The organism is Pseudomonas sp. MYb185 (assembly GCF_002979975.1).
Taxonomy (GTDB): domain Bacteria; phylum Pseudomonadota; class Gammaproteobacteria; order Pseudomonadales; family Pseudomonadaceae; genus Halopseudomonas.
Map to the genome: position 1 here is coordinate 1 of NZ_PCQD01000004.1, position 5,909 is coordinate 5,909.

The 5,909-nt window shown below is 57.0% G+C and carries 2 protein-coding genes and 2 pseudogenes; all 4 read left to right on the forward strand.

Annotated elements, in window-relative coordinates:
* Positions 1–645, forward strand: a pseudogene (locus CQ007_RS06910) (type VI secretion system tip protein VgrG); the annotation flags it as partial.
* Complete coding sequence (locus tag CQ007_RS06915; RefSeq protein ID WP_105644532.1) at positions 615–1,382, forward strand: DUF4123 domain-containing protein; 768 nt, start codon at positions 615–617, stop codon at positions 1,380–1,382. The pseudogene CQ007_RS06910 and the gene CQ007_RS06915, both read left to right, overlap by 31 nt.
* Positions 1,372–5,226 (forward strand): hypothetical protein, encoded by a 3,855-nt coding sequence (locus CQ007_RS06920; protein WP_105644534.1) that lies wholly within the window; start codon positions 1,372–1,374, stop codon positions 5,224–5,226. Before CQ007_RS06915 ends, CQ007_RS06920 begins: the two co-directional genes overlap by 11 nt.
* Before the next feature lie 92 nt (positions 5,227–5,318).
* Positions 5,319–5,909 (forward strand): annotated as a pseudogene (locus CQ007_RS18915) (hypothetical protein); the annotation flags it as partial.

Sequence of the window (5,909 nt, forward strand, 5' to 3'; positions counted from 1 at the left end):
GAGGGCTTCAACGAACTGCGTATCGAAGACCGGGCCGGCGAGGAACAGATCTTCATCCATGCCCAGCGCGACTGGGATCAGAATATCCAGCACGACCAGAAAATCCGGGTCGGCAACGAACGTCATGAGCGTATCGAAGCCAACCGCTACACCGAGAATCTGGCCGAAGAGCACCACACCACCCACGGTGATAGAAAAACCGAGGTCAAGGCCGATGATCATCTGACCGTTGGCAACAACCAGCACATCAAGCTGGGCCAGGGTCAGTTCATCGAGGCCGGACAGGAAATCCACCTGTCCAGCGGCATGAAAGTGGTACTGGAAGCCGGCAGCGAAATCACCTTCAAGGTCGGTGGCAGCTTCGTCAAGCTCGACCCCAGTGGTGTCACCCTGGTCGGGCCGAGCGTGAAGATGAACTCTGGCGGTAGTCCGGGCAAAGGCTCGGGTGCCGCACCCAGGTTGCCAGGCGACACGGTAGCGGCAGAAACAGATGAGCCGGGCGGGCTATTGTCTGTCAGGCTCAAGGAAGCCAGTCGTGACAGCATGCCGTTTGTCGAGCTGTGCCAGAAGCCACGAGGCGGAACCCCTGCGCAATGCCCACTGGCTGACTGCCCATGCAGAAAGGCAAGCGGCATCGGCTCATGAGTTATCAGCCTACGGCGCAAATGCCACTACTCTCCGGCGATATCTACTGGCTGGCGGAGCCGCAACCGCTGTTGCTTGCGACCCTCTATCAAGAGGAGCCTGATCCTGACCCGATCAGGCTGTTCGACGGCACGGTCTTTTCGCCACAGGTCAACCAGTCTCCCATTCTGTTCAGGCTCGTGGCCACAGGTGGCCTGGTAGATAGACTTAAACGTGACCCGGCATGCCTGGCAGGTTTGCTCATCACTTCTGCTACCCCACGGGATGAGGTTGTGTATCACTTGCGCAGCTTGCTGGAGGTGCGCTTTCAGCAGCGCCAGCTATTGCTGCGTTATTACGACCCGCGTGTGGCCAGCTATCTATTGCCAACCTGCACAGGCGTTATGCAGCCCCGCTGGATGGGACCGCTTGATCAGATCGTCTGGTTTGGTGGTACCTGGGCGGACGAACTGGAAGGAGCGCAGCGTTGGCATGTGCTGACCAATGAACAGGACCGGCGCACCACGGAACTGGATACGCCGCTGATCCTGGGTGAAGAACAATTACAGCGAATGAGGAAACAAGGCCTGGAGCATTTCGCCTGGCGCTGGATACAAGACCATCCAGGCCATGGCATGGTTCAGGTGCTGGATTGGATCGAGTCAGGGTTGGCTGCGGGGCATGACGAAGAGATTTCCCTGAACAGCTGGCTGGCGGGCCGGGTACTGAGCCAGGAGGGCATTACGCATGAGCGGTAAGATCTGCATTCTTGATAGAGGGCCAGCTTGTGAGCCGGACAAGTTCATCGTCGAAATTGTCGGCAAACAGCACCCGGAGACCCAGAAGCTGGTGATCTGCGACGGAGCAGGTGCGCCGCTGACCACTGTGACCGCTGCAGCCGTGGAAGAGGAAGTCAACGGGGAAGCCTTTTCCAGCCTGCTGAAAGTGTGGGATTGGGCGGAAATGTCTGGAGAATCACTGGCGCTGGAAATTGCCAGCGAAGCGGGAGGCCCCATCCGCTTACCTTTGACCCGAGGGTTGCGCTCCACCCCCCGTCAGGAAGATGCCCAACTCAACCAGATTGTACCCGTCATCCCCTGCAGCGCCTTGCCCGGCATACGGTGCTCTTCTGACCTGGGCGTACCGGTTCTGGTGCGCAGTGGCTATATCTATGTTTTCTACCATCAGAAACTCTGGCGAGAGCTGGAGGTACGTTTCACCGATGCCGGAACACGCTTTCACGATATTGATGTCGCCGGCTATCGTGAAGGCAAGGGGTTCGTACCGGGCAAGCGCGAGGCTAGCGGCGTAGCACTGGAAGATATCTGGTTGCCCGCCCAATGGAATGGTCGCAGAGCGGTCCCTGTACAGCTGATGTTTTCCGAGGTGCAACTGAGCGCGGCCCGATTGGCTTACCTGGAAAGTCATGAACTGCGACTGGAACCGCGCACCCGAAGCCCCGATCTGCTGATCTCCGAAGCCGGATTCATGAAGCGCTGGGCGGGCAGCCCGGATGGCTCGGCCATGCTGCATGCTTTTACCGGCGATGGTACAAACGCCTCGGCCAGCGCCAGCCTGGCACGACACGGCATGGAGCTGTTTGCTTTCCCGCTGAGTCTGTGTGCGCCCCAGCGCCAACGCCAACCCGGCCACGAGTGGCTGCTCGACCAACCGGCCCGCCTGATATGTGATCTGACAGGCAACTATCCGCAGCAGGCGCTCGCGAGAACACGCGAAACCGTGAACACATGGCGCAAGGGGGAGTCCCTCGAGCCATCGGACCAGTTCGAATCCGAGGCCTGGTCAGCCTGTCAGGATGGCTGCAGTGCAGAAACCACCGCCATCTGGGCTGCCCAGGAAGTACAGGATGATGCTCTCCAGTCGGCACGCCAGCGCCAGTTGCACGCGATTCTGCTGCCTGACCCCATGCACCGCATGCGGCACCTGGCCAGCCGCATCGATAACTTGCAGGAGTTGCTGAAGGATTGCACACGACTGGCGATGGAGCACCCTCACCATGCCAGTGCATTACTGCTGCACAACCTTGCCGTGCCTTCGCGCATCGGGGGCAACCTGAACCCCTTGTCCCGAAGCCTGCGGAGCAAGCTGAATGATGATGGCAAGCGCGAGATCAATATCGCCACGGCTGCCATGGAGCGCGCCCATGTAGGCAAGCTGCTGGAAAACGCCCAACAGGCATTGGCCGAGGCCTTGAAGACAGCGCAGTACCAGCAATGTATCGCCGACCATCTCAGTCTGGATGGATTCGATTACCAGGCAGCCATGTTCTTCGCTGTCCGGTTGTTGGCCTGCATCGCAACCCCCGCTGCCCAGCTGGGCCCGCTGGCATTCAGCGGCGAGATCCACGATGCCGTGACGGGGCTTAGCCTGCACCGCAGCGGCCGTAACCCAGCTCAGCAGTTGCTTCAGAGCATCGCCAATAATGACCGGCATCCCTTGCACGTCATGCTCTGGCCCGCGATCAGGGATGATCAACTGTTCACCACCTACCAGGCACCCGGGGAAGAACCCAACCAGGGTGATGGAGGTTTCCGGGCTACCATCCTCGCCAGCCTGGAGGATAAGGATGCTCCAGATCAGGAAACGCAAACGCTGGACGGCATCACCCTGGCTGCACTCATGGCAAGCGGCGCACTGCAGGACAGTTTCACCCTACAACTGGGCGCCAGACAGGGCATGATGGTGCTGAGTCGGATCAATGAAATATTGAACGGCGCCGTGCAAGCTGCCGAGAACCGCATGATCGATCTGGCCAATCAGGTCGTGGACAGCCGCCAGACCCAAGCGCGACAACAGGCGACTATCGACAACGCCAGGCAAAGCCAAATCCTCCACCGGAGCGCGCTGGGTGCGCAGGCCAGAACGGTGAATATCAGGCTGCATGGCATGCAGGCGGAGCATCTGCGCCAAACCATGCCCAGAGCCTTCGAAGGTGCCGTTTTTGTACGTGCAGGTAACCTCGGCCAAGCCAGTATCCGTGACTACTACCTGTTCGGCCTGGAAGATCTACCAGAGGTGGACCCTGGCGCCGCGGCGGCACGCATGTATGGGCAGTATCTGGATGGCAGCGGCAGGCCACTCGGAACCACCAATGCCCGTTCCGCACGCCGGACCGGGATGCCGGTAGTACCGGAAAGCGGTGTCTACTTCGCCGTTCCACGTAACAGCCGAACTGCTGAAGCTCTCAGTCAACTTAACCAGGCTATTCATCAAGAGACGCTGGCCGGCTCAGCACTGGTTGCCTCGCAGGGCAGGGCAAGCCATTTGGGAACTTCCCTGCAACTGGCAACGGACAACCTCAGACGTGCCCGTGATGGTCTGGCTCATCGAACGCTGAACAGCAGGCCCTTTTCTGCGATGGTGTTGATGATGGAGGTTTGGAATGTGCGGGTGGCTATGGAGGAGTATGCGCAAAATGGATTAGAGCGCTCAGGCTTCAGACAGAAAATAGGGGTATTGTCGGCATTTGTTGATCTTTTGATCGCCATAGAAGCGTTGACTGGTAAAACAGCAGGGAGCCAGTCCATCTACAGAGTTGCTAGCCGGCCATTACTAACCTTTTCTCAGCAGCGCTTGGAAAGTATTTTCGGTATAAGGCTTGCTGCGCATATCACCAAAGAGGTGACAGGCCGCTTGCTGAGCCAAGTTGCAGCAGGTTTACTTCTCGCGGGTTTGAGTTTATCTGATGCCATTCATGCTGATCGCTGGTCTGACAGTGCTATATGGGGGCATTACATGATGGCTGTAGGTGGGCTTTTGGGCGTAGGTGCGGTTTTAATGAGTGGCTCTGTGCTCTTTGGGCTGGTGGGTATTGTTGCTGTGGCACTGCTCATTGGAGGGGCTACGGTAGTGGCTCTTTTCAGTAATACAGATTTTGAGGACTGGTTGGCCGGCAGTATCTTCGGTGAAGAAGGCACTCTCAGCAGCACGATGCGCAGTGTTGCGGATATGTTGCCTTTCCTGGGCTCTACGCCTCGTTATCTGGAGGAGCCTGATCAAGCCTTCTATCGGCTGGTGGGTTTGCTGACGGGGATAAGAATCCAGATTGAGAATAATCCGGATCATGATCCACGAGCGCGTATTGACGGCGATAGTTCGCCAGAAGGGCTAATGAGGCGTGCCAACACTCGCATCACAGTGACTTCCAATATCCTTGGGCTGGCAGCGCAGCTAGGCCGTCCGGACAAGATTGTACGCTGCTGTCTGGCACGACGGGAAATATCCATTACACCGACTCCCCAAGGTAGCAGTCATCAGTCAAGTCTGCGATTGGTGCCCAGTCAGAGTACACCGCTGCTCACGCATGTAACTAAAGATGCCGTGGCGTTATATGTCAATACGCCCGCCAATACGCACCAGAATGGCCGGGGCTATCAACTGATTGACGAATATCACTGGGAAGTCAGGGCGCAACTCAGGTTGGAAGATAAACTCCAGGATACTGTCTGGGCTTTCCCTGCGCCTGGGCCAAAGGTTGCGCCAGTTGATCCTGCGCAGTACGCCGAGCCGAATTTCAGAAAAACCAAACAACTACTATGGGCCGATCAGGAGACCCATGGCACCTTAGGAGCTGAGGTTTGATGGAGTCCTCCAGATACGCATCTACAGCCTATTCACCTGCCAAGCTGCAAGGCCCGTTGGCAACCAGGTTTCGGTCAGGGTTGAAACGTATAATGGGAAGACGTTTACCTTGGGGCAATACTCAGGAGTTAGTGCCGGAAGTTTTCATGCGGCCAGAGCCGCAAAGTTTGCGCTTTTGGGAAGAAGAGTATAAACGCAGGGAGGAGCAGAAGGCTAAAGGTACCTACAAGCCCAAGCCAATGGAAAAAATAGACTTTCATGATCGTTGTGATCATGAGCATTATCGCCATGCACCTTGGGCAACAAGATCTCAGTTTTGGTTGTTTCTGAATGTCTTTGGGAAGTTTGGCTTTCTCTTCCTTTTTTTATGCGTAGGGTTCCTTGTAGCGCTTACAAGCGGATTTATGGACAGAGGTGGATTTCTTGATAACTTCATAGATAGTTACCACGCCTTGTTTATAGTGATAGGTATGCCATGTCTATTAATTTGGGGGCTTGCCTCTCTTATCATCCACAAGTTCCCCCGTCTCTGGGCCAAACCCGGCAAGGGCCCCAAATGGGAACTCAACCGTCGCACCGGCATGATTACCCTGTTCGAATACCGTCGACAGCAGGTGAACGAAAAACGTGCTCCCTTCCACGAGTTCGACGCCTATATCAACACCACGCCGGATCGCCAGGGC